The sequence below is a fragment of the Undibacterium sp. YM2 genome (assembly GCF_009937975.1).
Taxonomy (GTDB): domain Bacteria; phylum Pseudomonadota; class Gammaproteobacteria; order Burkholderiales; family Burkholderiaceae_D; genus Undibacterium.
On the sequence record NZ_AP018441.1, the window covers coordinates 4,130,931 to 4,155,785 of the forward strand.

At 48.9% G+C, this 24,855-nt stretch carries 27 protein-coding genes; 1 reads left to right on the top strand and 26 read right to left on the bottom strand.

Annotated elements, in window-relative coordinates:
• Positions 1-293 precede the first annotated feature (293 nt).
• On the top strand, positions 294-4,145 hold the full coding sequence (locus tag UNDYM_RS18530; protein WP_162042353.1) for an EAL domain-containing protein: 3,852 nt from the start codon (positions 294-296) through the stop codon (positions 4,143-4,145).
• A 56-nt stretch (positions 4,146-4,201) separates the two neighbouring features.
• Here UNDYM_RS18530 and trmB read toward each other — a convergent pair whose 3' ends face one another.
• The 26 genes from trmB to UNDYM_RS18660 all read right to left on the bottom strand — a co-directional run bounded on the left by trmB (position 4,202) and on the right by UNDYM_RS18660 (position 24,853).
• A complete protein-coding gene (gene trmB, locus UNDYM_RS18535) occupies positions 4,202-4,918 on the bottom strand; it encodes a tRNA (guanosine(46)-N7)-methyltransferase TrmB (protein ID WP_162042354.1) in 717 nt (238 codons plus the stop codon).
• Positions 4,919-5,215: 297 nt separating this feature from the next.
• Positions 5,216-5,692 (bottom strand): hypothetical protein, encoded by a 477-nt coding sequence (locus UNDYM_RS18540; RefSeq protein WP_162042355.1) that lies wholly within the window; start codon positions 5,690-5,692, stop codon positions 5,216-5,218.
• Between the two features lie 243 nt (positions 5,693-5,935).
• Complete coding sequence (locus UNDYM_RS18545) at positions 5,936-7,282, bottom strand: phage tail tip lysozyme (protein ID WP_162042356.1); 1,347 nt, start codon at positions 7,280-7,282, stop codon at positions 5,936-5,938.
• 458 nt (positions 7,283-7,740) lie between these two features.
• Positions 7,741-8,190 (bottom strand): hypothetical protein, encoded by a 450-nt coding sequence (locus UNDYM_RS18550; RefSeq protein WP_162042357.1) that lies wholly within the window; start codon positions 8,188-8,190, stop codon positions 7,741-7,743.
• Positions 8,150-9,424, bottom strand: coding sequence for a hypothetical protein (locus UNDYM_RS18555; RefSeq protein ID WP_162042358.1), 1,275 nt, complete (start codon positions 9,422-9,424; stop codon positions 8,150-8,152). The genes UNDYM_RS18550 and UNDYM_RS18555 overlap by 41 nt, the downstream gene beginning before the upstream one ends.
• A gap of 151 nt (positions 9,425-9,575) precedes the next feature.
• Positions 9,576-9,821 carry a hypothetical protein gene (locus tag UNDYM_RS18560; protein ID WP_162042359.1) on the bottom strand — a complete coding sequence of 82 codons (246 nt, stop codon included), beginning with the start codon at positions 9,819-9,821 and terminating at the stop codon, positions 9,576-9,578.
• Positions 9,822-9,895: 74 nt separating this feature from the next.
• Positions 9,896-10,318: a hypothetical protein gene (locus UNDYM_RS18565; RefSeq protein WP_162042360.1), complete on the bottom strand. Its 423-nt coding sequence runs from the start codon at positions 10,316-10,318 to the stop codon at positions 9,896-9,898.
• Positions 10,311-10,793, bottom strand: coding sequence for a glycoside hydrolase family 108 protein (locus UNDYM_RS18570; RefSeq protein ID WP_162042361.1), 483 nt, complete (start codon positions 10,791-10,793; stop codon positions 10,311-10,313). The genes UNDYM_RS18565 and UNDYM_RS18570 overlap by 8 nt, the downstream gene beginning before the upstream one ends.
• Positions 10,780-11,061, bottom strand: a complete 282-nt coding sequence (locus UNDYM_RS18575) for a hypothetical protein (RefSeq protein WP_162042362.1) — start codon at positions 11,059-11,061, stop codon at positions 10,780-10,782. Before UNDYM_RS18575 ends, UNDYM_RS18570 begins: the two co-directional genes overlap by 14 nt.
• Positions 11,062-11,138: 77 nt before the next feature.
• Positions 11,139-12,737 carry a hypothetical protein gene (locus UNDYM_RS18580; protein ID WP_162042363.1) on the bottom strand — a complete coding sequence of 533 codons (1,599 nt, stop codon included), beginning with the start codon at positions 12,735-12,737 and terminating at the stop codon, positions 11,139-11,141.
• Positions 12,737-13,030 (bottom strand): hypothetical protein, encoded by a 294-nt coding sequence (locus UNDYM_RS18585; protein WP_162042364.1) that lies wholly within the window; start codon positions 13,028-13,030, stop codon positions 12,737-12,739. The genes UNDYM_RS18580 and UNDYM_RS18585 overlap by 1 nt, the downstream gene beginning before the upstream one ends.
• Positions 13,031-13,170: 140 nt before the next feature.
• A complete protein-coding gene (locus tag UNDYM_RS18590) occupies positions 13,171-13,446 on the bottom strand; it encodes a hypothetical protein (protein ID WP_162042365.1) in 276 nt (91 codons plus the stop codon).
• The gene (locus UNDYM_RS18595) at positions 13,443-14,993 is read right to left on the bottom strand and encodes a hypothetical protein (protein ID WP_162042366.1); all 1,551 of its coding nucleotides are present in this window, start codon (positions 14,991-14,993) and stop codon (positions 13,443-13,445) included. Before UNDYM_RS18595 ends, UNDYM_RS18590 begins: the two co-directional genes overlap by 4 nt.
• Entirely contained in the window at positions 14,980-16,320 is a 1,341-nt protein-coding gene (locus UNDYM_RS18600; protein ID WP_162042367.1) for a hypothetical protein, read from the bottom strand. The genes UNDYM_RS18595 and UNDYM_RS18600 overlap by 14 nt, the downstream gene beginning before the upstream one ends.
• A gap of 8 nt (positions 16,321-16,328) precedes the next feature.
• Positions 16,329-16,469, bottom strand: coding sequence for a hypothetical protein (locus UNDYM_RS18605; protein ID WP_162042368.1), 141 nt, complete (start codon positions 16,467-16,469; stop codon positions 16,329-16,331).
• 2 nt (positions 16,470-16,471) lie between these two features.
• Complete coding sequence (locus UNDYM_RS18610) at positions 16,472-17,371, bottom strand: hypothetical protein (protein ID WP_162042369.1); 900 nt, start codon at positions 17,369-17,371, stop codon at positions 16,472-16,474.
• On the bottom strand, positions 17,349-17,762 hold the full coding sequence (locus UNDYM_RS18615) for a hypothetical protein (RefSeq protein WP_162042370.1): 414 nt from the start codon (positions 17,760-17,762) through the stop codon (positions 17,349-17,351). Before UNDYM_RS18615 ends, UNDYM_RS18610 begins: the two co-directional genes overlap by 23 nt.
• The gene (locus UNDYM_RS18620) at positions 17,729-18,550 is read right to left on the bottom strand and encodes a hypothetical protein (protein ID WP_162042371.1); all 822 of its coding nucleotides are present in this window, start codon (positions 18,548-18,550) and stop codon (positions 17,729-17,731) included. Before UNDYM_RS18620 ends, UNDYM_RS18615 begins: the two co-directional genes overlap by 34 nt.
• Positions 18,550-19,158, bottom strand: a complete 609-nt coding sequence (locus UNDYM_RS18625) for a hypothetical protein (RefSeq protein WP_162042372.1) — start codon at positions 19,156-19,158, stop codon at positions 18,550-18,552. The genes UNDYM_RS18620 and UNDYM_RS18625 overlap by 1 nt, the downstream gene beginning before the upstream one ends.
• Complete coding sequence (locus UNDYM_RS18630) at positions 19,155-19,439, bottom strand: hypothetical protein (RefSeq protein ID WP_162042373.1); 285 nt, start codon at positions 19,437-19,439, stop codon at positions 19,155-19,157. Before UNDYM_RS18630 ends, UNDYM_RS18625 begins: the two co-directional genes overlap by 4 nt.
• Positions 19,439-19,744: a hypothetical protein gene (locus tag UNDYM_RS18635; RefSeq protein ID WP_162042374.1), complete on the bottom strand. Its 306-nt coding sequence runs from the start codon at positions 19,742-19,744 to the stop codon at positions 19,439-19,441. The genes UNDYM_RS18630 and UNDYM_RS18635 overlap by 1 nt, the downstream gene beginning before the upstream one ends.
• A 116-nt stretch (positions 19,745-19,860) precedes the next feature.
• Positions 19,861-20,784 (bottom strand): DUF5309 domain-containing protein, encoded by a 924-nt coding sequence (locus UNDYM_RS18640; RefSeq protein ID WP_162042375.1) that lies wholly within the window; start codon positions 20,782-20,784, stop codon positions 19,861-19,863.
• A gap of 24 nt (positions 20,785-20,808) precedes the next feature.
• Entirely contained in the window at positions 20,809-21,789 is a 981-nt protein-coding gene (locus UNDYM_RS18645; protein ID WP_197740921.1) for a hypothetical protein, read from the bottom strand.
• Positions 21,790-22,063: 274 nt separating this feature from the next.
• A complete protein-coding gene (locus UNDYM_RS18650; protein ID WP_162042376.1) occupies positions 22,064-22,225 on the bottom strand; it encodes a hypothetical protein in 162 nt (53 codons plus the stop codon).
• Positions 22,222-22,503 (bottom strand): hypothetical protein, encoded by a 282-nt coding sequence (locus UNDYM_RS18655; RefSeq protein WP_162042377.1) that lies wholly within the window; start codon positions 22,501-22,503, stop codon positions 22,222-22,224. The genes UNDYM_RS18650 and UNDYM_RS18655 overlap by 4 nt, the downstream gene beginning before the upstream one ends.
• Positions 22,490-24,853 (bottom strand): hypothetical protein, encoded by a 2,364-nt coding sequence (locus tag UNDYM_RS18660; protein ID WP_162042378.1) that lies wholly within the window; start codon positions 24,851-24,853, stop codon positions 22,490-22,492. The genes UNDYM_RS18655 and UNDYM_RS18660 overlap by 14 nt, the downstream gene beginning before the upstream one ends.
• Positions 24,854-24,855 lie beyond the last annotated feature (2 nt).

A 24,855-nucleotide genomic window follows, 5' to 3' on the forward strand; every position in this document is an offset into this window, starting at 1 on the left:
TCCAGATTGGTAAATCCCGCTCAATCAATTTTGGGGTTTTACGCAAGTTTTTATGTCAATTTTACAAATTTTTCCATTTTGTACATTGACAAAAAAATACACATGGCACATCTTGTTAGTAAGTGGCATTCAGACATGTTAGGCTTACAAGATAAGTCCATGCGGCAATATTTCTTGACCCGAGGATAAATCCAGATTCGCATTCACCGCAATCCCAAGTTGATGTCAATAAGCACATAAATAACACCAGGCTTGACCTTCTTCATCAATGCAGAAACGGCAGGATCTTTATGATGACTAACCCGCGCAATCGCTATATCAGCATCGTCACGGTGCTTTATCTGTTATTTGCGTTGGCATGGATATTTCTTTCTGACAGTCTGCTGAGCAGTTTAAGCAACCTCGATAACATCACTTGGCTTTCTACTGTCAAGGGCGTGTTTTTTGTGGTTGTTACTACAGCATTATTTTTTCTTGCAATGCGGGCAGTGCCCCAATTGCCTGCAGGTGAGCAGCTTGCATCGGACACCCCCTTGCTGGAAGCATTTCATCCTCAGAATAAAATCCGGTGGCCTATTTATTTGCTGGCGATTGCCCTGCCACTCTCGGTGCTTTTATTGCGCCTGGCCATGGCAACCACTTTTGAAAACCGGCCCATGTTGATCATGTTTGTCTTGCCCATCGTGCTGAGCGCGATGCTGGGGGGACTGGGGCCAGGCTTGCTGTCAACATTGATTGCAAGTCTAGGAATTTGCTACTTCCTTATTCCACCTCTTTACAGCTTCAGCATTAAAACAAGCCAGGACATTTTACAACTGGGCTTTCTTATCGTTGACGGGATTGCTGTCAGTCTGCTCAGCGAAGCCTTACGACAATCCCTGCTCAAGGTTCGAAACAATCGCAACTTGCTTGATGCCATCATCAGAGGCACTTCAGATGCCATTTTTGTCAAGGATTTGAAGGGACGATATGTGTTGGTTAATGAATCTGCCGCTAGCTTCGTTGGCAAGCCAGTACAAGACATCTTGGGGCATGATGATTTTTCCCTGTTCCCAAGGCAGTCTGCTGAATTAATCGCTGCGGTCGACCATGGGGTAGTGACAAGCGGAGAAATAAAGACACGTGATGAATACATAGATACCTTCGATGGCAAATCGCTGGTCTTCATGGTGACCAAGGGACCACTGCTGGATAAGGAAAAGAATGTACAGGGCTTGTTTGGTATTGCCCGGGATATCACCGAGCGCAAGGAGGCTGAAGCTGCGCTGAAAGAAAGTGAAGCCGCCATGAAAGTAGCGCAACGCCTGGCGGCAGTCGGCAGTTGGAACTGGGATGTACGCACGGACTTGCATACCTGGTCGGAAGAAGTGTATGCAATCTATGGCCGTGACACTAAGCTGCCACCCGCCGTTTATCCTGAGGTACAGCAATACTTCACGCCTGAGAGTTGGACCAGACTGGCAAATGCAGTCGAACAAGCGATCAATACCTTCACACCATACACCTGTGATGCGGAAGTGATCAGGCCAAATGGTGACCATCGCTGGATTATCGCCCGCGGTGAGACTGTACTAGATACCGATGGCAAGCTGATCAGGCTGCATGGCAGCGTGCAAGACATCACTGAGCGCAAAGCCGCTGCCATGCGACTGCAGGCCAGCGAAGAACGCCTGCAAATGGCAATAGCTGCTACCAGCGAGGCACTGTGGGATTGGGACGTAGCGACTGGCAAAGTCTATCGATCTCAGCGCTACTATGAAATGACGGGATACACAGAAAGCGAAGACACGCAAGACCTGGAATTTATCAAGCGCCAGGTACACCCCGACGATGTCGACTTGGTGCTGCAGCATATCAAAAGCTATAAAACCACGCATTGTGGTGACGTGGATTTTGAATACCGGCTACTGACCAGGCAAGGCGAAATCAAGTGGGTGCATGCGCGTGGCCGCGTCGTCAGTCGTGATGCCATTGGCTATGCCTTGCGCGTAGTGGGCACCCTGGCTGATATCAATGAGAAAAAAATCATCGCCGCCGAATTACTTGAGAGAGAACAAAGGCTGGAGCGCGTGATGCTGGGTTCTGACCTGGGCTACTGGGACTGGGACCTGGTCACCAATACCTTCAAGGTCAGTGCCCGCTGGGAAACCATGCTGGGCTATGAGCCAGGTGAAATGAATGTCAGCCCTGAGCATTGGTCAGATCACATCCACCCTGATGACATGAAAGCCGCCCATACTTCACTCGATCGCAATATCAAAGGGCAAACCGCCAGCCATGAGATGGAGTTGCGCTTACGTAGCAAGTCAGGAGAATGGCGCTGGATACTGACGCGGGGCGCCATCGTGGCCTGGGACGACACTGGCAAACCCCTCATCATGTCAGGTACACACACTGATATCACTGGACAAAAAATCCTGGAAATGACGCAGCGTGAAGCTGCTACAGTGTTTTCCAGTAGTTTTGAAGGCATCATGGTAGTTGATCCACGTGGCTGCATCACCAAGATAAATCCTGCATTCACCAGTATCACCGGTTATACCGAAAAAGAAGTCTATGGCAATTCGACAAGGATACTCGCATCTGGCCGCCACAATGCCAGCTTTTATGCAGAAATGTGGAAGGCCGTGACTGAGGATGATTTCTGGCGCGGTGAAATCTGGAACAAACGCAAGAATGGTGAAATTTTCCCTGAGTTACTTTCGATTTCAGCGGTGCGCGATGCCCTGGGAGAAATTCAGCATTATGTTGGTATTTTTACCGACATCAGCGAACTCAAAACCCATGAAGCACAGCTCGACCGCATGGCTCACTATGACCCGCTGACAGGCGCACCAAACCGGCGTTTGCTGGCTGACCGTCTGAGCCAGGCAGTCAACCGTGCCAACCGTACCAGCAAATCACTGGCCGTCTGCTTCATTGACCTGGACGGTTTCAAGGAAATCAACGATAAATTTGGGCACACCGTCGGCGACCGTCTATTGATTGGCGTCACAGAAAATCTGAAGCAAGTCCTGCGGGCAGACGATACGCTTGCGCGCCTGGGTGGCGACGAATTCGCTGTGCTGCTGTCTGACATTTCATCTGCAGAAGAAAGCGCCATGATACTGGATCGTGTCCTGGCGGGTATCAGCAAAGCCATACAAATCGACTTGAAATCAATCAGCATCTCGGCCAGCATTGGTGTCAGCCTGTATCCTGACGATAACGTCGATGCGGACACCCTGTTGCGGCACGCAGACCACGCCATGTACCTGGCCAAGGAAGCAGGCAAAAACCGCTACCATCTTTTTGATCCCGAAAGTGACCGTAAAGCACAGCAGCGCAGACAGATACTGGAGAGACTGGAAATTGCGCTTGACCAGGACGAATTTGTTTTGTATTACCAACCCAAGGTCGATTTGATCAGTGGCGAAATCGTCGGTGCAGAAGCCCTGATACGCTGGCAGCATCCAAACCGCGGCATACTTGCACCCGGCGAATTTTTGCCGCACATTTATGGCAGCAAACTCGAAAAGCCTTTGGGAGAATGGGTGATCAAGGCCGCGATACAGCAAGCCTATCACTGGCAATTGCGGGGCATCGCCATCCGGGTCAGCGCTAATATCAGTGCCCATCATTTGCTGGCGCCAGAGTTTTGCGATTATCTGCAAGCAGCCTTGCGCGTACATCCTTACTTCCAGGCCAGTAATTTTGAACTGGAGGTATTGGAAACTGCCGCCATCGCCGATATGGAACAGGCTGTTGCCATTCTCAACCGCTGCCGCCAGTTAGGCATACATTTTTCACTTGATGATTTTGGCACTGGCTATTCGTCACTGACCTACCTGCGCAAGCTGCCTGTGGATACCCTCAAAATAGACCAGAGTTTTGTGCGCGATATGCTGACCGATGTCGAAGACCTTGACATAGTTGAGGGCGTAATCCGTCTGGCGGGCGCGTTCGACCGGCAAGTGATTGCCGAAGGGGTGGAGACCATGGCACACGGTGCCAAATTGCTGGAACTGGGATGCCGCCTGGCGCAGGGCTATGGTATCGCCCGCCCCATGCCTTCAGACCAGTTCGTCGATTGGTCTGTACGCTGGAAATCAGAAGCACGCTGGCGTGACTTGCGTGCTAAGCCCACTCTGCAAGTCTTGCAGTGAGCAGGTAGTGCCCAGCTAGTACGCAAATAAAAAGCAGCTCTGATACTGATCCGCACTTACTTCTTGCGGAATACCAGATCCCATACGCCATGCCCAAGGCGTATGCCACGGTTTTCAAACTTTGTCACAGGACGGTAATCAGGCCGTGGCGCATAGCCATCAGCAGTATTTTCCAGCGCTGGCTCGGCGTTCAATACTTCCAGCATCTGCACGGCATAGTCTTCCCAGTCAGTAGCGCAGTGCAGATAGCCGCCAGGGGCCAGACGAGATGCCAGCAAGGCCACCAGTGGGCCCTGTATCAAGCGACGCTTGTTATGCCTTGCCTTGTGCCATGGATCGGGGAAAAACACGTGTATGCCATGCAAGGACGCTGGCGTGATCATGTTCGTCAGCACCTCAAAGGCATCATGCTGAATGATACGTTGATTTTGCAAACCCAATTCGTCCGTCAACTTGAGCAGGCTACCCACACCTGGCGTGTGCACTTCAACACCAATGAAATTTTTCTCTGGCATACCAGCAGAAATCTTGGCACTGGTCTCACCCATGCCAAAGCCAATCTCAAACACAGTTGGCGCATTACGGCCAAATGCCGCATCCACATCCAGCGGCGCTTTTTGATAAGGGATGCAAAAACGCGGACTCAGGCTTTCTATCGCCCTGGCCTGGGCATCAGACAAACGTCCGGCTCGAGTGACAAAGCTACGGATGCGGCGCTCGGTAGGATCATAAAACATCGGCTTGGCACCGTCAGCAGGTTTGGAATCAGACATACGGAAAATCAGAAAGAAGGAAGAATGACAGTTGCGAACTCAAGGCTAAAGCCATCATGGCATCAAAGCACAACGACCGACTCTGACTGATCGTTGTTACCTAAGGTAAGCCCAATATCCGCAAAACAAGCATTTTACCAGATGAACGCGATGCTTAATATTAATTAAAACAGTTCTTATGAGCAGTCCGTCATTGGGAATTATCGTACTTGATCATTCCGACAAGATAACTCAAGGTGAACAATACCAAGCTTTGCTTGAACATCACTCGGGCACGCAACTCAAATGCAATCTGAACTAATCTATATCTTTCTCTACAAGTCCAGTATAAAAAGAGAACGAAAATCCTCGTTTGGATGGCATGCTAACGCCTAATATTTTTTCAGCAAGCCTGGAATTCTCTCTATTTGCCGCAGGAGGCCTCAACAAGAATTTAAAGCTTACGGGATCAATAATACCGTATTCCCTTACACAGGCAGACCCGCCGCAGTCACGCGAAAAAAGAAGTTGCTCATTGCCACGATAGTCTTTGACGCAACTAATCGACAAATGATCACCATCCACGGTATACAAGTCCCGTGTCTTGCCATGAGCTCTGCCGTAAAGTGTAAACATATAGTAGAAATCATCCTTGATCCCCATATACCTAACAAGTTTAGCCTTCACTTCAAATTGTGTTCCGCCACACTGAAACGACACAATCTCTGCACATGCATTATTCAAAGCAAGAAAAAAAGAGAGAATGAAAAACAGAAATTTATATACGCTCGGCATTGAAATATCTCTTATTAAATCAGTGAATACAGGCTGACTGCAGTAAATCATTACGATGTCACAAGCTTTTCACTTTGTCTGCGTGATGCCTCAGAAATTTACTAAAAAAATATGCATTGAATCTGAAGGGCTTGAGATTATTTTTCAGTGGGGCATTTTGCAAAAACCGCTTTTAAGAAAAATTGCCAATATGGAAACTTACGAGCAAATATTATCAGAAATTTATTCATTATGGCGCGCATATTACTCCCCCCTTAAGATTTTAAGAAAAGTTTTTGCACGCGGCATGATCTCGCTTCGTGAAATATCCATGCCTTCAGATTTGCTATCAAGATCATTGCTCTCGCGTTTGTTTGGGCCGTCGTGATGATACTTATACACATATTCAGGCCCCCTTAGTCGCTTCTTCGCCAGTCGTGCATTGTCCATTGTAAGTTTGATCATGGTGTCGGCCTGTGCGTCCATATCCCACATATTGCTGTCATCAAGCCTGTACTTTTTTCTGGTATCGTTGGTGAATTGCCCCAGACCAGTTGCACTTGAAGTCCCGGCTGCAGCATCTGGATTAAAGCCAGATTCTTTATGTGCGATCGCCAGAATCAATGCGGTCTGCTCATCGTTTAAACCTGCCTGCTTGGATTTCTCTATCAATGTATTGATTGCTGCCCTTTGCACCGCTGGATCGGCATCGCCAGAGATTCGGGAACGACCGGCAGCTCTGCTGTTCGAATAGTCAATAGGTGCGTTGATATGCGAATCCTGAATAATCTGGTTCTTTCTGTAGGCCGCTGCTTTAGGCGCATATAATTGATTGTAGTCAATGCCGTAGTCTGGATATTTATATATCGGAGCAACACCATGACTTTCTGGCGTATCTGTCGGCACACCTGCACTCTTTAACTCCGCCTGCAAGAAACGCATGAAACCTGCTGCGTTGTCATTTTGAGAATCTGTATTAACCTCAAGCATGCTTTTTGTGCGGAATGGTAAAGCTGCGCGTGCCATGACACCCGGCACGGCTGATTCCTTATAGCCAGACAAGTCTGTGCTATTTGACATGGCTACAGCCGGATATCCGAATAGCGGAAACTCATCATTCGCACAGTACCTGGTAGCATTATCACCACCAGACCCAGCGTCAACAAGTAACGGCCGCTTTAACTTTTTGAAACCAACTTCAGAATCTGGCATATACGCAGAAGCGCCCAAGTCAAACTGACTTGTCAACGCACCATTTCCCGGGAGATCATACTCGTTAATGACATCAGAATTTTTCAACGACAGGCTGTTTCGTGCAAGATCATAGGTAGCGAGCGATAGCAATCCTCTCGGGCGATCTGACTGCCGCATGTACATGATATCCGTATCATCAATACCTGATCTGGAAGGTAAATCGGTATCAGATGCTAGCTCAAAGTTTCTTCCTGGTCGATCTGCGTGATAAGTTGGCAGCATCAATTTCTGTGCAGAATCGCCCAAAAACTCATTGCTATTTGAGAATATATCGTCACCTTCATTCAAGCCTGTTCCTGACGTATCAATGAGATATGGAAGCCCATCATTTCCAAAAATTCTCTGAAAATTTACCATTATTTTCCTTTCAATAGAATAATGCGATGCGAATTCCGAGCAAAGCGTGTGCATTGCCAACAGCAAGCGTCCATAATCTGGAGATAAAAAAAGCTATCCATACTGGATAGCTTCCTCATTTACGCGTTTTGTAAATACGTTTACTTAACCGGGTCGAGCGGGTCGTTTACTAACCGCGACCAAGCCATTGAAAAACTGCTGACCAAATGCCAGGCAGCTTCCGTCTGCGCTTCAACGCTTAGAGATTAGTACTAACGGCATTGCGCACGATCAGCGCTTTGTCATTGCCTGTGGTAGTGAAAATCAGGCTTTTGATCGCAGCATAAGGCTTATGCTACAGCGTGGCGGTTCGACCAAGGTCGATATAGCTAGCAGGTTGCCGTTGAAACTGTGATCTCCGATGGGAGAAGACTGGCTTGCAGCGTGACGCAGTTCAGGGGTCAAATCAAGAGACCAGGTCAAACTTCCGCGTCCTTACAGGAAAACTCAATATTTCTTTCCTTTATTTCACCAAGCAGAAAGTTTTGCAATGAGGTAGCCTTGGATTCACAAGTCGGCTTACGCTCACTTTGCAACCAGCAATCAAGTTGTCCTTTTTTTGTCGAGAGGCAATACAATTGTTCTTCCGTCGCCACGTCCGTCATGAGCAGAGTAATCGTGTTTTTTTCGAATTTGATGGACTTAGTAGCTGACTTTGTCTTTAATATCTCGGCAAACTCAGCTTGAGACGCGTCATTCATTAGCAAACTATAGTCAAGAGCGGGCCTTTCTTCTTTGACGACGGTATTACTTATCACAAAAAATAATACAATGATTAGCGCCAGAAAAACTGGTGTGCCTATAAACCATACCAAAGGCCAGATTACATTACTTTTTATTGAGGTCATATGTTTTTTTTGCTCTTTCAAAAGCTTTCTCATCATTGTTTTTAAAAATATACCAGATATTGTTTGGCTTCCCAACCTGATGATTTATATTAGCCATGGTCTCCGAGGAGAGGATATTTGCTGGTCCGTAATTCATATCTACGTTTTGTCCGACACCCCAAGTCAAAATTCTGATTTTATTGCCGTCACGGACCGGCATACGGGTCACAATACCATTTCTCATAACGTGTCCAGGCTGAGTAATATTTACAAGTGAATGATTTTCCGGGTCCAGCGCCTGAACTATATCGTTCCCTCCAGTCAATCTTTGACGCTTCCCATTTTCAGCCTTTCCTTCCTGACCAGGTGCACCATTGTACAGGAGGCCTTCATTGTAAATATTTGGTATATTGCACCAATCTTCAATGACGTCACAACTAGCAGGAGAAAGTCCAGAATAATTATGATATGTACTGCCTGCCTTTGATTTATTTCCAAATGCCTGAGCATATTGAACAGCAAAACTATCTCTCGGCAATGCATTATTTGGAATAGCGACAGGCGTATCTTTCCATAAGTTATTAAAATAAAGAGAATCTTTTCTATCATCCTCTGCCAGATTTTCCAGAAAACGATCCAGATCTTTTGGTTTTATCATGGGGCCACTGCCGTTCCCTTGACTTACCAAACGATGCTGTTCAGCCAAAAATGCGTTCCTGGCATCACGATTTTTTTTGAATTGAGCATCCTTGGATAAATATTCATCCATCTGTGGACGACTAATCTGAACTTCGTGCAAACTGTCAATGTCAGGGCTTTTAATCACCTGATTCACCGCCAATTGATGTGGACTACTCATGCCATTCAGATTGGCATATTGAATCAATTCGCCGGCACTTGGTGTATAGCCATACTCTCTTTTGAACAGTGCCGTCATCGTGTCGCCAGCTTTACTCACGTAACGTCTGTCAAAATCATTACTCTTGTAATCAGTTTTCTCTGTTGGCAAGAAATTCGATTTCGGAATATCACCCGGATCGGATATCGCGTTCATTGGCTCTGGCAGGCTGGACGGCATTTCTCTGAAGCGAGTCATGTCTTGCTCATAGCCCAAATCCATATCTGCTTCACGAGAAAAGTTTTGTATTCCTGGCCCTGGTTCAAGATTATCGCGACCATTTCTTAATGAAGAATAAGCTTCATCAGCATCTTTTCCTGTTACATCAAAGAGAGATGAAAACTCATCGTCATCCAAAATTCTTTTCAGATTAACCACTATTTTTTCCTTTTTGAAAATGAAACTGTTATGCAGATACTTACCAAATCTTTTGCATTAACTATCAGCATTTTTCAATTATTTAGGGAGCTGAAAAGAGGATGCCCAAGACAGGTATCCTCTTTTTGTCGGTCCTTTATAAATGCTTTATCTAAGCTGGTTTTTTGGTGGTCGCGACCAGATCATTAAACAATCCACTGATGTAAGGCCAGGCATGTTCAATCTGGGCCTCTAAACTGAGACTAGTCGCAATGAAATTGCGCACGATCTGGGCTTTGGTATTGCCGGCGGTCATGGGTATCAGGTTTTCTATGTCGAGTATCAATTTTTTGATCTCCTCTTTGTGTTCGGCCAGAAGGCCGATGATTTGTAATATCGTTGCAGCGATTTGCAGCATGACGTTTTCCTTAAAATTGGCAATTGCGCGTAAGTTGAATGCCGTCGATTGATTTGAAATAAGCGCGTGCGTAGTCAAGCGCGGAATGTGGTGTCGAGTCCGGCGAGCGGGTTATCACTGTTGATGACTGTGGCATGAGACTGGTGCTGCAGCGTGGTGGTTGCCACCAACGTTGATACTGCTGGCAAGCTGTCGCTGAAGCTATGATCTTCGATTGGAGCTGGCTGGTTTGTCTTTGCTGGCAGTAAGCCGGCTCTTTTAGAGGTGATGACAGGGAGCACGACACCAACAAGGCTGATGACGCCAATAGCAAGACCATTGAGCTGCTCAGGCGTAATAGAGAGGTGAAGGCCAAACGCGTTACCCAATTGAAGTGCTGCCCCCATAGCCGCAGCAAGGGCAGCAATTGAAATGCCACCGCTTTTCCAGAGTTCAACATTACTGACCTCGCTACCTTTGCGAAATAGATTGATGATGGCGTTGATTTTTTCAAACATGATCTGCCTCCCATAAAGCATTGATCGCCAGGCGATTGATCCAGCCTGCACCAAAATGCGGCCAGTTGGATAACTTGGTATAAAACTGCATGCGATGGGCCAGCAAGCGCCTGGCCAGTTTGTCAGCGTTACACTTGCTGATGGCTGCCAGGGTGATGGGGCCGATGATGCCATCTTCCGCGACGCCGAGGGCGCGTTGCAGGAGCCTGGCAGCGGTACCTGCGCCGCAATTGATGGCGCAATCAAAAAATTCAAAGGCCACAGCGAGCGGCAATTGATCAAGATGATTGGCATCCCAAAAGTCTCGCTTGTAAAGCGCTTTGGCTTGCTCTACGGTGAGTGCTGCAATATCAAGTTTGGGGTAACTGCGCTGACTGATGCCAAACCGCGTCAGCTTGCCGGCATCCAGAGGGTGATTGCTGGTGCCGCCCTCGTTTTTCAGCACCGGGGCAATGCAAAGATCAAAGTTGTTCATGCTGATGTTCCTTCCACCGTTGTTCTGCTTCCTGTCGTTCTATTTCTGCTGTCTGCAGGCTGACCCAGCGCTGACGCAGCAGGATCAGTGAAATGGCTATGCCTATGAGCATGGACGCAATCGACAGATAGCCCTGAATTTCGGCTATTGAAGTCAAGGGAGCAATTGCTGTCGTAATCGCTGGTACTGCCAGGGCAGTTTTTGGGTTATTGATAACAGCCTCGGCTACCTGACTGGCAGCGGCTTCGGCGTGTTCTGGAATATTCATAAATAAGATCCTTGCAAATATGAAGAGCGTCATTGAGAAGGGTACCAATGCAACTGGCGCATTCGCGTCTATTGCATTCAAGTGCCGCCTCCTGTTTGCCCTATGGGATAGCCGCTGTATCCGCCATCGCGGGGCAAATTAGTCCAGACCGGATTACCGGTATTATTGGCAGCACTGCCAATACCTCCGCCCATGCCGCCACCATCAAAAATACTACCAATACCTTTGACGAGACCACCAAGCAGGCTTGATCCCAGACCACCGCCCTGATCACTTCCCTGCCCAGATTTAGTCGATGTCTCATTCGTAGTTTTCGTGCCATTGACTCCCATATATGGCGACAGCAACCCGTTGATCCTGGTAGCCTGGTTCAATGCATAATCATTCTGATTATTGGCGACACCATAGGCATTGTTGATCAATGAGGTAACCGCGTTAAGTCCATTAAGTTTGTTCTGGCTATTGAGCTGGTTATTAGCGAGCTGCCATGCAGCATTTTGCATATTGGCTTGCTGGCGATTACCCAGGTTCGCCATGTTGCTTGCCTGCATACCCTGATAATTATTCTGGTTGGCTTGCTGTTGGAAGCCCGCATTGGCCAGATTGGTTTGCAAGGCAGCGCCAAATAATTGCGACAGCACATTATTCTGCGCCGTGGCATTGAATTGATTATTGTTATTGGCCATCTGCGCATTGCTGAGATTGACCTGGTTCTTTGCACCTGCATCAAGTCCAGCCACGTTGTACTGCTGACCTGAAAGTCCCATGGCAGCATTCAGTTGATTTTGCCTGTCCTGGGTATATTGCCCGGATTGTGCGGCAACTGCAGCATCTGTCATGTTTTGCCCGACTTGTGAAAGCGCACGACTCATATTGCGCGCCAGGGAATCTGCTGCTTTTCCCTCTGCGATACCCTGACGCGACCCACCATACTGGCCGTTAGCGATAGCGTCACCGCGCAAGGAAGGCAGGATGTCTTCCTTGAACTGTTGCATCGCATCGTTTTGCAGATTCTGGAATTGTGCCGAACTTTGATTCAGGCCCTTTTGAATCGCGCCAGCGAGATAAGGATTATTCCCAAGGTCGCCATAAATCAAGTCTTGAAAAGCCCTGCCCAGACCGAGATTATTTTGTCCAGGAGCGTTAATCATGGCCGCCGGGCCTGCTTGCGCCAGGCCAGAAGTTGCCGCCTGATAGCCTTGCGGCATTTGGCTGAAGGCCGCATTCATTGGCATGGTATAAGCACTTTGTGCTGCTTGCATGCTGACAGGGTCATAAGCATTCTTCATCATCCTGAAAGCCGAATCCCTCGCTTCACCCATGTCCCAGGCAGAATTGGTGCTAAGATAGTTGTCAGCAGCCTGCCCATATAAACGCAGCCCTTCATTTTGCGGTCTGTCCAGCAAGGCTTGATAACGCTCAAGCAGGCCTCCACTGGTTTGATAATCTTCGGGTTTGTAAATGGGGTTACCATCTTCATCTGCCCCTGTTGGTACAGCTCCTTTTTTTAAAACTTTTTCACCCGATCCAAACAAAATGGCAGCGATACGTGGATCAAGCTCTTGTTTGACAACTTGTGTTTGCGAGCCCGAACTACCACCTCCGCCCCCACCGCCTCCCATGAGGCCACCAACAAAGGCGCTCGCCGCGCCACCTGCTACCGCTGCAAAAGACATTATGATTCCTCCAATTTTTTCAATTCTTTCATTGAGATAAGATGCTGCCTGGTCTGAAGCTGATCACTCTCTTCCACCAATTCATCTTCTATCTCTTCAATGACAAGCAAATCCGTTTTGCACACTGTTGTCCATGTCGTATCTGCGTGCGCATAGCCCACCCGCTTCATGCCGGCCTTAGTGGGCAAAACGCAATATCCACTTAGGCGTCGCATGCCTGTATCGGTTGACACTGAAATATCGCCACAAACAACATTCAAATGATCTGTCTTGTGCGTAGTACCAACCAGCACCGTGCCGGCTGGTATGTGTATGGTTCGCGCATACATACCCCCGACAAACAATGCTCGGTATTCAGATCAATCTGTGGCCCCTGCCTGAGGCAAGTCTCTAGCCTTGCCAGCGCATCAGGCTTTATCAGTTCTTCCATGACTTATCCTAAAAATACCCAGGTTGAACTTGCGCCTTTGTAGTAATACACGCCAACACCAGATCCAGGATTCCACAAACTACCGTCGGCGTAGCGAATGTCACCATCTCTGGGCTTGGCAGGGGCAACTGTGGTTTTGTCTAGGTGGCCCACCGATAATCCAGCAATGGCTGTGGCTATTTTCTGAAGTTCAGACGAAAAAAAACGCTGCATTTCTGCAGCGTCATCTGGTAATTGCGATGGTGCATAGCCCACCGTGCTTGAATTGCTTGCCCTCACCATGCCCCCATAATATCGACATCCAGATCGACCGAATCAAGTCGCCATTGAAACGCAGATCCGGACGCGTAGCGATGTGCGATATAGCGACCACTTGCAAACAGATCGACAGCTACGCTAGAGCCTATCGTATACGTTCCTGTGACCCACACTGGCTCATCATAGGGTGTATTGGCATACCCAACGCTCACCTTGACTGTTTCTCCGGGATTGCCGGCGATACGGGGACGCACTCCCTTCACCAGTTTAATGCTTTCAGGTGTATCAAATGACAAACCCCGGCGTTCCAGAAACGCAGCAGGCAGGCTGCCATTAAAGGAAGCTGAGGCATCAAGCATATACAATTTTTGATCATTCGATGCCATGACGACACGCGCGGTGTCAGGTGTGTAATCGGGACCGCTCCAGAATGTCAGATCAGAATCCCAGGAATCAGAATCCTGCGCCCAGGTTCCTCCAAGGTCATTCGATACAGCACCGTAGCTGGCATGATTGATATTAGGCAGATCACGGAATGAAACTGTCTTGTCGATAAAATTGTAAACCATCGCCTTGTCACATACGCTTGATCCTATGGAAGGATAAGCCAGATAAATTTCATTAAGGAATGGGTTCTTGAAGACAAATACGCTCCCACGGCTATTGACATCAATATTCTGAAAAAAGAATCTGCGTGTCTGCTTGTCCAGCACCGAGTTTGCTGTTTGCCCATCGTGAACAATGACGTCAGAGCCAGTAACCACGAAATGCCAGCCATCAAACTCAACTGCACAATTACGGTTGAGCATACCGGACATGCCAAGGATTTTGGAAAACCGGAACACAGATTGTCCGCCGACAAAATCCATACGATGGGTGGAATTTTCAGTATAGATGATGAAAGAATCGCGCAAAGGCAAGCCATCAACAACTGGACTATTTGTTTCTGCCAAATCAACCTCACCCGCATCCTTGGTGGCATCGGCAGCGTCCCAAGTTACTGGAAACGCACCTGGATCAGCCGGATGCGACCATTTCACCAGAAATGGTTTATTCGTTCCGGCAACAGTCAGGTTCATTGCAATCAAAAAATTTTTATACGCCCGTAATGATTTGCAATAGGTGTTTGCCGGCCAGTTAGGTAAATCAACAAATTTATTTGCCACATTCAAGTCCCAGGACATAGGAATTCTTAATGCATCGCCAACATTTACTATTGGCAGACCTGAAAGCAAAGCATGGGTCCATTGATTGACCACACCCGCCCTGGGTGTTGCGTGTGTAATGTCCGTATGCGTGACAACACCTCCAGAATAACTCACCGCATGCGATTTGGCCGCACTCATATACAACCAGTAGCGGTTACCTGATATCGTCAATGGCAACACGTATTGCGGCACAACAGCGGGAGAATTATAAACTTCACCATGTCCATAGAACTGATAAGCGTAGCCATCAAGAAAGCGAATATTGCGCACATCTGTCCAGGCATTGACAGGTATTTCATGCTGGGACAAATCCTTATTCACCCCAAATTGTCCGACATTTTGTATTTTAACGAGAGCCATATGCACTTAATAATCCATAGCGGTTCTGATTGCCATTGGCCGGCTGCTGTTGTGCGAAACCCTGATTGAGCAATCCCATAGGTTGCTGGAAATTGCTCTGCGCTCCCCGGCTTTGCATGCCATAAGGATTTTGCGGATACGGCAGAAATGGGCTCTGAAAATTATTATATTGCTCCCCGTATATATAGGGATTCGACTGTCCTTGCTGATTTTGCGAATTACCTACTTGCCCTTCGTTACCCCAGTAAGTCTGTGCTCGCGGCTGATTAGGGTTGCCCCAATTCATGTTCACAGACCTGTTATAGGCATTTGACTGCTGAAACGGCTGTATATATGGAAGCTGTTGCTGTTGTTGCGTCACTGGCACCTGCGGCTGATTAGCAGGAGCATCAAACCCAGCCATGCCATATGCCTGGCGCTGATTAAACAACTGCTGCTGGGCATTATTGTATGCGCCATTGTTGTATGTTTTAGTATACGTCTGATGTGTCTCGTCAATTCCACCCAATTGCTGTAATTGCTGGGGTGTCAGTTGAGACATTTGCTGTCTTAGGTATTCTTGTTGAGCCGGGTTCATGGATTGCGCTTCAGCAATCCGCCGTTGCATGTCAATCAGAGGATCACTGGAGTACATGCCGGACGATTGAACACTATCGAATGGCTTGGCCGCCATCTGTTTTTGGCGATTTGCAGCAGCGGTTGCCAATTCGGATTGCATACGCATTGCCGCAAGTTTTTGTTCGTAATCCGGCCTGGCGCTTGCACCAGGCATGCCGAATTCACCGGCTTGATAAGGACCACCAACATTTCCAAGCGCCGCCATCCTCGCATTCTGGGCGGCCAGATATTCTGCCGTTGGCATTCCATTCGCTGAACCAGATTTTGCACTGTTATTGGCTGTGTCTGTCGATGCCGCATCCTTAGCTTGCGTACTTGTGTTTGCTGAAGTTTGAATATTGCCAGAACCTATGCCCTTGCCGCTCACCATATTCTGTGCTGCAGCAACCTGAAAGGCAGTGCGGGCATTCTCCAGCCCCTTATTTTTTATCTCATTATTCCAATAATCAATCCCCGCCTGATCACCCACCTTACCAAATGGGGTGTAAAAATCAGCGGCAGTCGTCCCCGTTACATAGTCTGAGCCAGGATCCTGAACATTCCCCACACCGCGTCCAGAAATAATATTATCACTGGCGGCCTGATAGAAAGCACGCTGCGCTGCGTCAGCACCCTTGGCAGCAATTTCCCGGCTCCAGTAATCGACACCTGCCTGATCTCCAGCGCGACCAAATTGCTTGTACCAGTCTGCTGCACTTATATCTGCCATGATTTACCTCATTCTTTTCGTGGTTTCGCGAACACGTGACCATCCCAATGATCGCCAATAGAAACGCTATCATCACAAGGGATATATCCCGCAACCATTCCTAAAACTATATTCACAACTATGCCATTTTGAATTTCTGCGCTTTTCATATTTACCACCAATAAATAACTACGAGACCATCACCGCCTTTGCCAGTAATAGCCCCAACTGTACCGTCAACACCACCACCACCTCCACCAGGAAAACCTCCATCAGTAGCGTTCATACCAGCGCTCAGTGAACCTCTACCGCCCCAGCCACCACCACCTTGCAGCGCGTGAGATATGCCATTTTGTGCAAGGGTGCCTCCTGAACCACTTTGAGAATATTGTCCAGACGCACCTCCATTCGCTTGATAGCTTCCTCCGCCACCGCAGCCAAAAATGCTACCCCCTCCCTGATTTACGCCACCACCACCGGCACCACCGCCCCATACTGCATTGCCTGGCACCGTCGACCCCCAGGACAATCCATGTGCACCACCATAATCAGAAGAGGCATTTGCATTTGCACCTCCAGACACTCCCGTCCCACCTACTGTCGGATTTCCACCAACAGTACCGGTACCAGGACTTGCAATCCCGCCGCCACCAGCACCACTTCCCCCTCCCCCTGCGCCACCATAAGCTTCAACTGAAAGTCCCAATGCTATGCTACCAAACGAAGATTTTCCGCCCGTATTTCCCGCTATATAGTTTCCAGGTGAAACTACTGCGGCACCACCAGCGCCCACTAAAATTGAAACACTTGTTCCCGGCTTGAGTGACAAGGCAGTGAAAAACTGTCTATTTCTTGCTCCACCACCGCCCCCACCGGAACCGGAACCTGAACTGGAGGTATATCCACCACCTCCACTTCCACCTCCTCCAAATACATCGACAATAAAATTTTGAGCTTGTGGCAAAATAAAACTTCCAGAGGCTTTGAAAACTTGGAAATTTGGTGACCGTAGTGGCGCACCTGGAAATCCTGAAAACCCTGAAGACATATCAATAATCCCCAGTATGAGCACGCACACGCCAACCGGCAGCCACCGCTGTCCCCATGGTCGCATATAGTGTATAGCCGGCAGGAATAGCCCGATTTAAAGGGATAACGACCTTCGCCTGCGCTGCTACTTCTGTCAATAAAGTCGCCGGCAAACTTACTTCTTCCCATAAGATGTTATTCGCAGCCGATGACGGAGAAGATCCGATATTAAGGAATACGCGAAGTACAGATGCGTTATTTGTTCCAATTGGCAAGGCTTCGACACTTTCAACAAATGCACCGTTTGGCCCCGCCGGTGAAGAAATTTGAGTAACTGTGCCGGTGCCATCCTTGTTGGTATTCGCCGCAGTAATAAGTGCCGATATCCATACTTTGGGTGTCAGTGGAAAAATAGGGGAAATATTTGCTGCCATATCTGCTCCTTAGAAATTATTGTATAAATACAGTACGCTAGCGGAGTTAGTCCCCAACTCGCATTACTCCCATCCGTCGTCAGCACCTTGCCTGCATTCCCTGCCTGTCCAGGCAACACAGGAGAAAATGCCTGTGCGACCACAAATGCGCAGGTTGCCACCTCATTTGTAGCTGTACCTGCCGTTTTGGTCGATGCCGTCACCGCCGCGCTTGTAAAGTCCTGTGCACCTGTCCAGGTTTGCCCCGATACATTGCCCTTGGAGAACATCGCAGGTCCAGTCAGATTTCCCGTTACTGCCAAGTCACCTGTAACAAGCTGATTGCCAACCATGGTCAAATTTCCGGTCATCGTCTGATTGCCAGTTCTCAGCAAAGTCTCGGACCCGGCAATGATGACGAAATTCGTGCCGTCATACATCAACAGCAGAGGTTGACTGGCGACGACGTCGCCAGCAGTAGGATCGGCACCCAGCAAAGTCTTTACAGGCTTTGCCCCAAGACCGGAAACATTCACAGTAAAAGAACCTGTACCCGCATTGACTGGTCGATACAACAGCAACAGCCCGGTTGTATAAGCCAGCAAAGCAGTTGCAGGATTCAAGACATGCGCCGCAGCCGTACCTGTTTCTGCCGCAGTAACAATTACTGCGCCAGTAAAACCAGCAAAGCATTCCTTCAATACCGTTTTCAACATGCGGATATGATCATCACCCTGGGATTTTGGATCAGAAGCAGTTGGATTTGTGATCGTCAGATCATTGATATAGTTTGCAGTTTCTAATGCCATTATTTAGACCTCACTTGCATGGTTGAACCTGAATACCAGTCTATGGAATTGATGGCATCCACACTTTGCAAATACAGCTTTTCAAAAGTCGGGATGCGCGCATCATTCATGATGAAAGGCTGAGCAGCACATAAAGAAGCGTAAAGATAGACGTTAGGAAAGGCCGCCAATAACCAGTTCGTCGTATTGATGCTCGATAAAGCCGGTATGCGTTGCTGGTAAGTCAGTTCCAGCTGATAAGCGGCATCCGGTACAGGTGCCAGTTGCAGTTGCTGGCCTATGACAGAAAATGCTGTCGGCTTGCCAGTAGAAGAATCTGCATGGTCAGCGCTCAACTGGTCAGGCGACGCATAGCGCAACACCGTCACAGGGTCACCACGCAATATAAGCCGCCTCATTTCCAGAATATCCACTGGCAAATTCACATAGGCGTTACCTGCGCTTGTCAGCAGATTACTGCGTATATCCATAGGCCGTGCCACGATATCCGAGGACATTTTTGCTTCCGCCAACGCGATAAAGTCTGCGATGAAGGATGTCAGATCTGTGCGATGTAACCAACTACTCACAGCAGCCTGCAAACTTGCGTAATCGGTGATAGCACTCATACTCTGCCTCCCCAAACACGAAATGCAGACAGCGCTGGATCAGCCAGCATGGCCTTTACGTGCACGGCTTCCGCCATGAATTCCTGGAAGCTGATCCCCTTATCATTGATATATTTTTCGACGAGTACCATAGGAAAGGATGCCGCATGCCGCATGTCTGCCGAGCCATGCAAGCCTTCCTTATGCAAAGCCTGAGTATGTTCAGCAATGGCTGTGCAATCCTGCACACGTTCAAACGTGACATCACCACCTTCGACATGGATATTGGTCGTGACCGCCATTACATGTTCTCCAGCGGAGAAACCTGTACCACGCCCGCAGCAGCCACCTGTATCGCCGCTATCCTGTCGTTGCCATTCACACTCAGAATGACGGCATCGCCAGGCTGCACCTGCAAATCCGTACTCAAGGCCGTCGCAGATGATTTGCCAAGTCGCACACAAGCTGGCGCAGTTGCAGCGATACGGATAAAACGCGGCAATTCACCGCTGGACATAGTTGGAATAGTTGCCGATGCAGACGTACCCGAAGTGGCGATTGCCACTCCGGTGGTCTGACTCGAAACGGTGATATATCCACCATTCATAAAAACCTCCTGCGCTTCACAGCGTTTTAATTCAATTGAAAAAGGCGGGGCTTGCACCCGCCAGCTTTTTTATGCCACCTTCAAAAAACGATGACGGCATATTTGAACGTCAAGAATTACAAGACGTCGTAAATCGCACCATGCGCTTTCGGTGCACGGCATTCCAGCGTATATTCAACCACCAGTTCGCGCTGCACTGCATCGCCTGTCGTCGCCAGTTCGATAGTACTGAACGGGCGCAAATAAGCTAGAGCCAATTTGTCGGCCTGCAAGACAAACACATCACGCGCGGCCTGGAAGCGGTTCGGCACCACCTTCAAAGAGCCAAAGTCGGATACATACACATCAATCGCCGCATACAGCTTCGCGTCTTCCGACTTATCGAAACGTGTAGCATTGCCAGAAAATGTAGAGAAAGTCTGTTTCTGCGCCGGGCCAACCATAATGGTGTCAGGCTCGCCACCAGCGCTATAGCATTTCTGCAAGACGTTCTTCAACTGTGCTTCAGTAAAAGCACGCGGTGTACCCACGGTGCGGCCAGTATTGCCAGTATAAGATGCCAAAGTACCGGCATTATTATCGACGTTGTCAACTATCCAACCGACCAGGCCACGCGCCTGGCGCGGTGAAGTTGCAGCTGCATCGAGTTGACACAAAGCCGATTCCATATCACGTTTCAATTCCAGCGAGGCCATGGACAACTGGTAAGCCAGTTCATCCTTACGACCCGCAGGGTTCATCGCTTGCTGGGTACCAGAAACGATCACGGTCTTTGAAGCGATTTGCGTACGATTACTCAGGCGCACGGTCGGCGTCACACTCTTTGCCGTAGCATTGTCACCCTCAGCTTGCGCATTGGTGGTGACGGCGCTGGCCAGGTCCTGCGTTTGCCACTCATGCAGGGTATTACTGGCCTTGGCTTTGGCTGCCATGTTCATCAACGGTGTGGTGGTGGGAGAGATGCGATAGATGATATCGCTGAGATCTTCCTTATTACCAATCGCGCTGGTTGTTACATAGGTATTGCTTGGTGCTGTCATAGATTTCTCCGGGGTCTCGCGACCTTAAATAAATTTTGCAAAAAGGGATGCTGCGTCTTCAACTCTGCCGGATTTGGCAAGACGCTGCATGGCAGCCTGACGACCATCACCACCGGGTGATTCGCCCACACCCGGCCTGATTACTTTTTGCGGTATGCTCGTCACACGCTTGGCTGCTGCATTGGCTTTGGCCATCATGGCATCGTAAAGCATGGCCTTACGCCCCAACAGCACCGCCTTATGATCAGCGATACTATCGACTAACTGATGTTCAAACCCCTGTTCCAGTAAATACTGGCGAATAGCCTTACTTTCGGCTTCGGCCTTTCTGCTGTCTTTCCAGTCCGGTAGCTTGGCAAGAAGTTCTTCCTGCTGCGTATGGAGCACAGACTCCAGATGGTGCGCCTGTTCAGCCTGGGCGATATGTGCCAGGCGTTGTTGTTGCTGCATATTTTTCTGATAAGCGGCTTGTCTCCTTTGATAGAGATGCTGCTGTTTCAGATATTCAGCGGGATTATTTACCAGCAAATGTTCCCAGTCTATTTGCTGTTGCTGGTTCAGGGCACCTTCGATCTGAGCTGCCATCTTTTGCAAATTGCTGGCATACTCCTGGCGCTCCTGGCTGGCCCTGTGAATTTCAGCTTCGGCAGCCTTGCGCTGCTCAGCCACTTCCATGGTCTTTCTCGTGTAGTCGGATTGACGCAAACCATTTTTATAGGCATCGGCCAGCTCTGCCTTGGACAAATTGACTGTCTTGCCATCGACAACAATGGTGACTGCCTCATCATCTGCGGAGAGCAAATCCTGCTCTGCGTCATCCTCGGCTACTTCGGTGGACAAAGCTTCACGCCTGTCCCGCTTGCCACTCAAGTCATCCAGCACTTCCCTCTCCAGGGCCTGGGCACTTTTTTCATGTGCCTGCGGTTCCAGAAAAGCCCCCATGGCTTGAGCTGCACCATCTACATTCAAAGCACTACCTGTGGGTTCAGTAACCTGATTATCCATATTCCCTCTCCAATCAATGAATGGGACTTCCACCCATTCCCGGCGCCTCACGGCGTTAAGATTTATCCGGCAGAAAAGCCGCTACTGCGGCCATCCAGTGTGCCGGACCGCTAAAAGTGAACTGCATCAGTTGAAAGCAGAGTGCCTGTCACGTGCGCGCCAACCATGACTGCGTTGCAAATGCTCTCGATAGTCCCGCTATCGATGTGCTTTGCGCCTTGCTCTGATTCGCCGGGCACGCGCCCTTCACTTCTGCTTCAACTGCTACAGTCGACTAGACTTTAATAAGTTCACCACTATTAAGCTGATAAGCAGCCTCGCCACATGCCACCCTGACCCAGCCCTTGGCTGTTTGTATCATCGCCACCGTGGGATGCGGATGAAAGGCCATGGCAACCGAATCCTTCCAGCCCTTGAAATCCTGTACCGCCTTCACCAATTCTTCAAACGATGCATCAGACCTTGCTTGTGTTCCACTTCCAGTTGCGCCAGCTTGCCGGTTTCCAGCGTTGTATCGAGCTGGGATTTGAGTTTCTTCAACATGGCCAGATACATCCAGAGTTTTTCCCGTCCCTCGGCGTCGCGTGCTGGTGAGTTTTTCCATTTTTCTGTGACCTCGTTTTCTATATCAACAAATGCCTGCTGATAGGCTTCATTCTCCAGCACTTCCCTGGCGCGGCTGGCTGCATGCACGCGTTGTTCAAATGTGCTCATCATTCGCTCCTGTCAATCCATCTGTCATCCCTGCAGTTAAACCGTCCATGCAAGCATCCAGTTGAGCTTGTGGCTGCATCTTCGCTTCTGCCGCAATGCGGGCAACCATCATCCTGGTTTCTGCCTCCAACTGCGCTTTCCAGCGATCAAACTCCATGCGTTGCTGCGCCAGTTGCGCATCCAGTTGTGCTTTATGCTGCCGCTCCTGCATATCATTCTGTGATTGCGCCAGTTGCTTTTGTGCTTCCAGTTGCAGTTCACGCTCACGCAACATGGCTTCCTGTTGCAATTCGCGTTCGCGCATTTGCATGTCCATCATGTGCTTTTCTTTACTCGCCTGCACTTGCATCTGTGTCTTTTGCTGTTCCGCCTGCATCTGCATTTGTACAGGATCAGGCGGTGGTGGTGATGGTGGCGCTGGTGGATTTTTAGCAGGGTCGCTAAAAAACTTGTCACCATTCTTGAATCCCAGCAAACGCGCCAGTTCCGAACTGGATTGATAAATCCCTTGCGGATTTGCGATGCCTAAGGGGAAAACTTTTTCCTGCTGCGCCAGCAAGGCCATCAGATAATTCACTTTCTGGTCTTTGTTGCCCAGGCCTATGCCGACATTGATACTCACATCAAACTGGTTGCGCCATTCACGTGGGTCAATATCTACCCAGCCATTTGATAACCTGACTTGCGTTTTCTTGTCCTGATGCTGGCATATCAATTTCAACACCAGCTTGAACAACTCTGTAAAGCCTTCCGCAAAATTGCGCGAGATTAAATCCAGACGCATATCTGCCTTGTTGGTGATAATATTCATGCCCTGCGCAGTCTGGTTCAAGCCATCAGAGTCATTTCCCTGGCTATAACGTGTCCAGCCTGTCTTGTTTTCCAGGTCTTGCTGTATATAGTCCAGCAAACCCATGGATTCGCCTGTATTACCCTGCGCCTGGTCCAATCTGCCTACCGCACCAGGCTGTTTGATACGTACCACTCCGCCAGGTCGTGAAGTCAACAAATCATCCAGATTCACCTGACCTTCGACTGCGTAATAGCGGCCATTGACGTTCAAATAGAGATTATCGAGCTGACTGCGCAAGATGCTGGTTTTGGTCTTCTGGCTTTCCATCGCCAGATCGGCAATCGACAAACCAAAGAAGGTATGTGGCAATGGCACAGGCGTGATATCAACAAAGGGGATAAAATCCACCTCCTCATTGTCAAGCAACTCATTGCCCGCCACCGTCACCTTGCGCAATTCGCTGATGCCATCGCCGTCAAAATCACAACGCACATAAGCTTCTGTAATCCAGATCTTGCGCTGGCTGTCGTCAGCATTCGTCACCTCATCCGACAGATAAGCATTTTCATCATTCCAGCTCAGTCGCTGTATGCGTTCCAGATTCAAGGCTTGCCCCTGATCTTCGCCGCTGATATTGTCAACGTTCTTGTAACCCATGGATTTCAACTCAGACACTGTCCTTTGCACTCTGTGCCCGACAAACCTGGCTGTCTGTATATCCTTGGCATTGCGTGCAATCAAAAATTCTTCAGGTGACACATTGTCTATCTGTATCTTGCCGCCCGTCTTCACGCGCTTGCAGGTAATGTCATACAACAATTCAGGCGGCTGTGACTGGATTTGTTGCAACTGCGCTTGCAACTGCTGTACAACCGGGTTAACTTGCTGATTTACTGGCAGCATATTCGGCGGGCCAGGTGGCTGTCCGGGTTGCTGAACATTCGCTTGCGGTGCCTGCTGTATTTGCTGACTGATTTGCTGGTTGACCTGTTCGATCGCCTGCTGACGCTGCTTGGCATCATCCTCATCCGGATAAGCCTGCTGAGCTATCACCTCAATTTCCGGGTCATCCAGGATTTGCGCCAACTCTATCTGGTTCAAACCTTTATATTCTTCCTTGGCCTCTTCAAAGCGAGTATCCCACCACACCTTGACAATGCCATTTTTTTGCAGCAAAGCGTCCTTCATCCACACATAAGCGATCTTGTGACCATTGTTCTTTTTAAAGAACAAGTAATTGATATACTCCGTCGCTGCTTTGGCCCTGGCTTCGTCGTCCGGGTTTTGCGGTTCGAACTCGACAATCGAATCACCGCCACAAAACGTCAGCATCAATTGCGGCAGCATAGATTCTATGGTGTCACGCACATCGGTAGAAACTACCGATGAACGGCCATCCACTTCTGGTGGTGATAAATCCCCAACCGCCAGGCCCAGATAATAATATTCCGCCTTTTGCCTCGCTTGTGACAAACGCGAAGATGAATAACCCAGGCTCTGGCGCATTTCTGTCTGCACCAGTGCTTTCAATTCGTCTTGAGATAAAGCTTTAGCCATTC

Coding starts and splice junctions, on each gene's coding strand:
- UNDYM_RS18645 (WP_197740921.1), bottom strand. CDS start 21,789: ATGGATAATCAGGTTACTGAACCCACAGGTAGTGCTTTGAATGTAGAT.
- UNDYM_RS18595 (WP_162042366.1), bottom strand. CDS start 14,993: ATGGCTCTCGTTAAAATACAAAATGTCGGACAATTTGGGGTGAATAAG.
- UNDYM_RS18580 (WP_162042363.1), bottom strand. CDS start 12,737: ATGTCTTTTGCAGCGGTAGCAGGTGGCGCGGCGAGCGCCTTTGTTGGT.
- UNDYM_RS18600 (WP_162042367.1), bottom strand. CDS start 16,320: ATGGCAGATATAAGTGCAGCAGACTGGTACAAGCAATTTGGTCGCGCT.
- UNDYM_RS18655 (WP_162042377.1), bottom strand. CDS start 22,503: ATGAGCACATTTGAACAACGCGTGCATGCAGCCAGCCGCGCCAGGGAA.
- UNDYM_RS18570 (WP_162042361.1), bottom strand. CDS start 10,793: ATGAACAACTTTGATCTTTGCATTGCCCCGGTGCTGAAAAACGAGGGC.
- UNDYM_RS18565 (WP_162042360.1), bottom strand. CDS start 10,318: ATGTTTGAAAAAATCAACGCCATCATCAATCTATTTCGCAAAGGTAGC.
- UNDYM_RS18540 (WP_162042355.1), bottom strand. CDS start 5,692: ATGCCGAGCGTATATAAATTTCTGTTTTTCATTCTCTCTTTTTTTCTT.
- UNDYM_RS18545 (WP_162042356.1), bottom strand. CDS start 7,282: ATGGTAAATTTTCAGAGAATTTTTGGAAATGATGGGCTTCCATATCTC.
- UNDYM_RS18640 (WP_162042375.1), bottom strand. CDS start 20,784: ATGACAGCACCAAGCAATACCTATGTAACAACCAGCGCGATTGGTAAT.
- trmB (WP_162042354.1), bottom strand. CDS start 4,918: ATGTCTGATTCCAAACCTGCTGACGGTGCCAAGCCGATGTTTTATGAT.
- UNDYM_RS18605 (WP_162042368.1), bottom strand. CDS start 16,469: ATGAAAAGCGCAGAAATTCAAAATGGCATAGTTGTGAATATAGTTTTA.
- UNDYM_RS18635 (WP_162042374.1), bottom strand. CDS start 19,744: ATGAATGGTGGATATATCACCGTTTCGAGTCAGACCACCGGAGTGGCA.
- UNDYM_RS18560 (WP_162042359.1), bottom strand. CDS start 9,821: ATGCTGCAAATCGCTGCAACGATATTACAAATCATCGGCCTTCTGGCC.
- UNDYM_RS18630 (WP_162042373.1), bottom strand. CDS start 19,439: ATGGCGGTCACGACCAATATCCATGTCGAAGGTGGTGATGTCACGTTT.
- UNDYM_RS18615 (WP_162042370.1), bottom strand. CDS start 17,762: ATGGCAGCAAATATTTCCCCTATTTTTCCACTGACACCCAAAGTATGG.
- UNDYM_RS18575 (WP_162042362.1), bottom strand. CDS start 11,061: ATGAATATTCCAGAACACGCCGAAGCCGCTGCCAGTCAGGTAGCCGAG.
- UNDYM_RS18625 (WP_162042372.1), bottom strand. CDS start 19,158: ATGAGTGCTATCACCGATTACGCAAGTTTGCAGGCTGCTGTGAGTAGT.
- UNDYM_RS18530 (WP_162042353.1), top strand. CDS start 294: ATGACTAACCCGCGCAATCGCTATATCAGCATCGTCACGGTGCTTTAT.
- UNDYM_RS18660 (WP_162042378.1), bottom strand. CDS start 24,853: ATGGCTAAAGCTTTATCTCAAGACGAATTGAAAGCACTGGTGCAGACA.
- UNDYM_RS18620 (WP_162042371.1), bottom strand. CDS start 18,550: ATGGCATTAGAAACTGCAAACTATATCAATGATCTGACGATCACAAAT.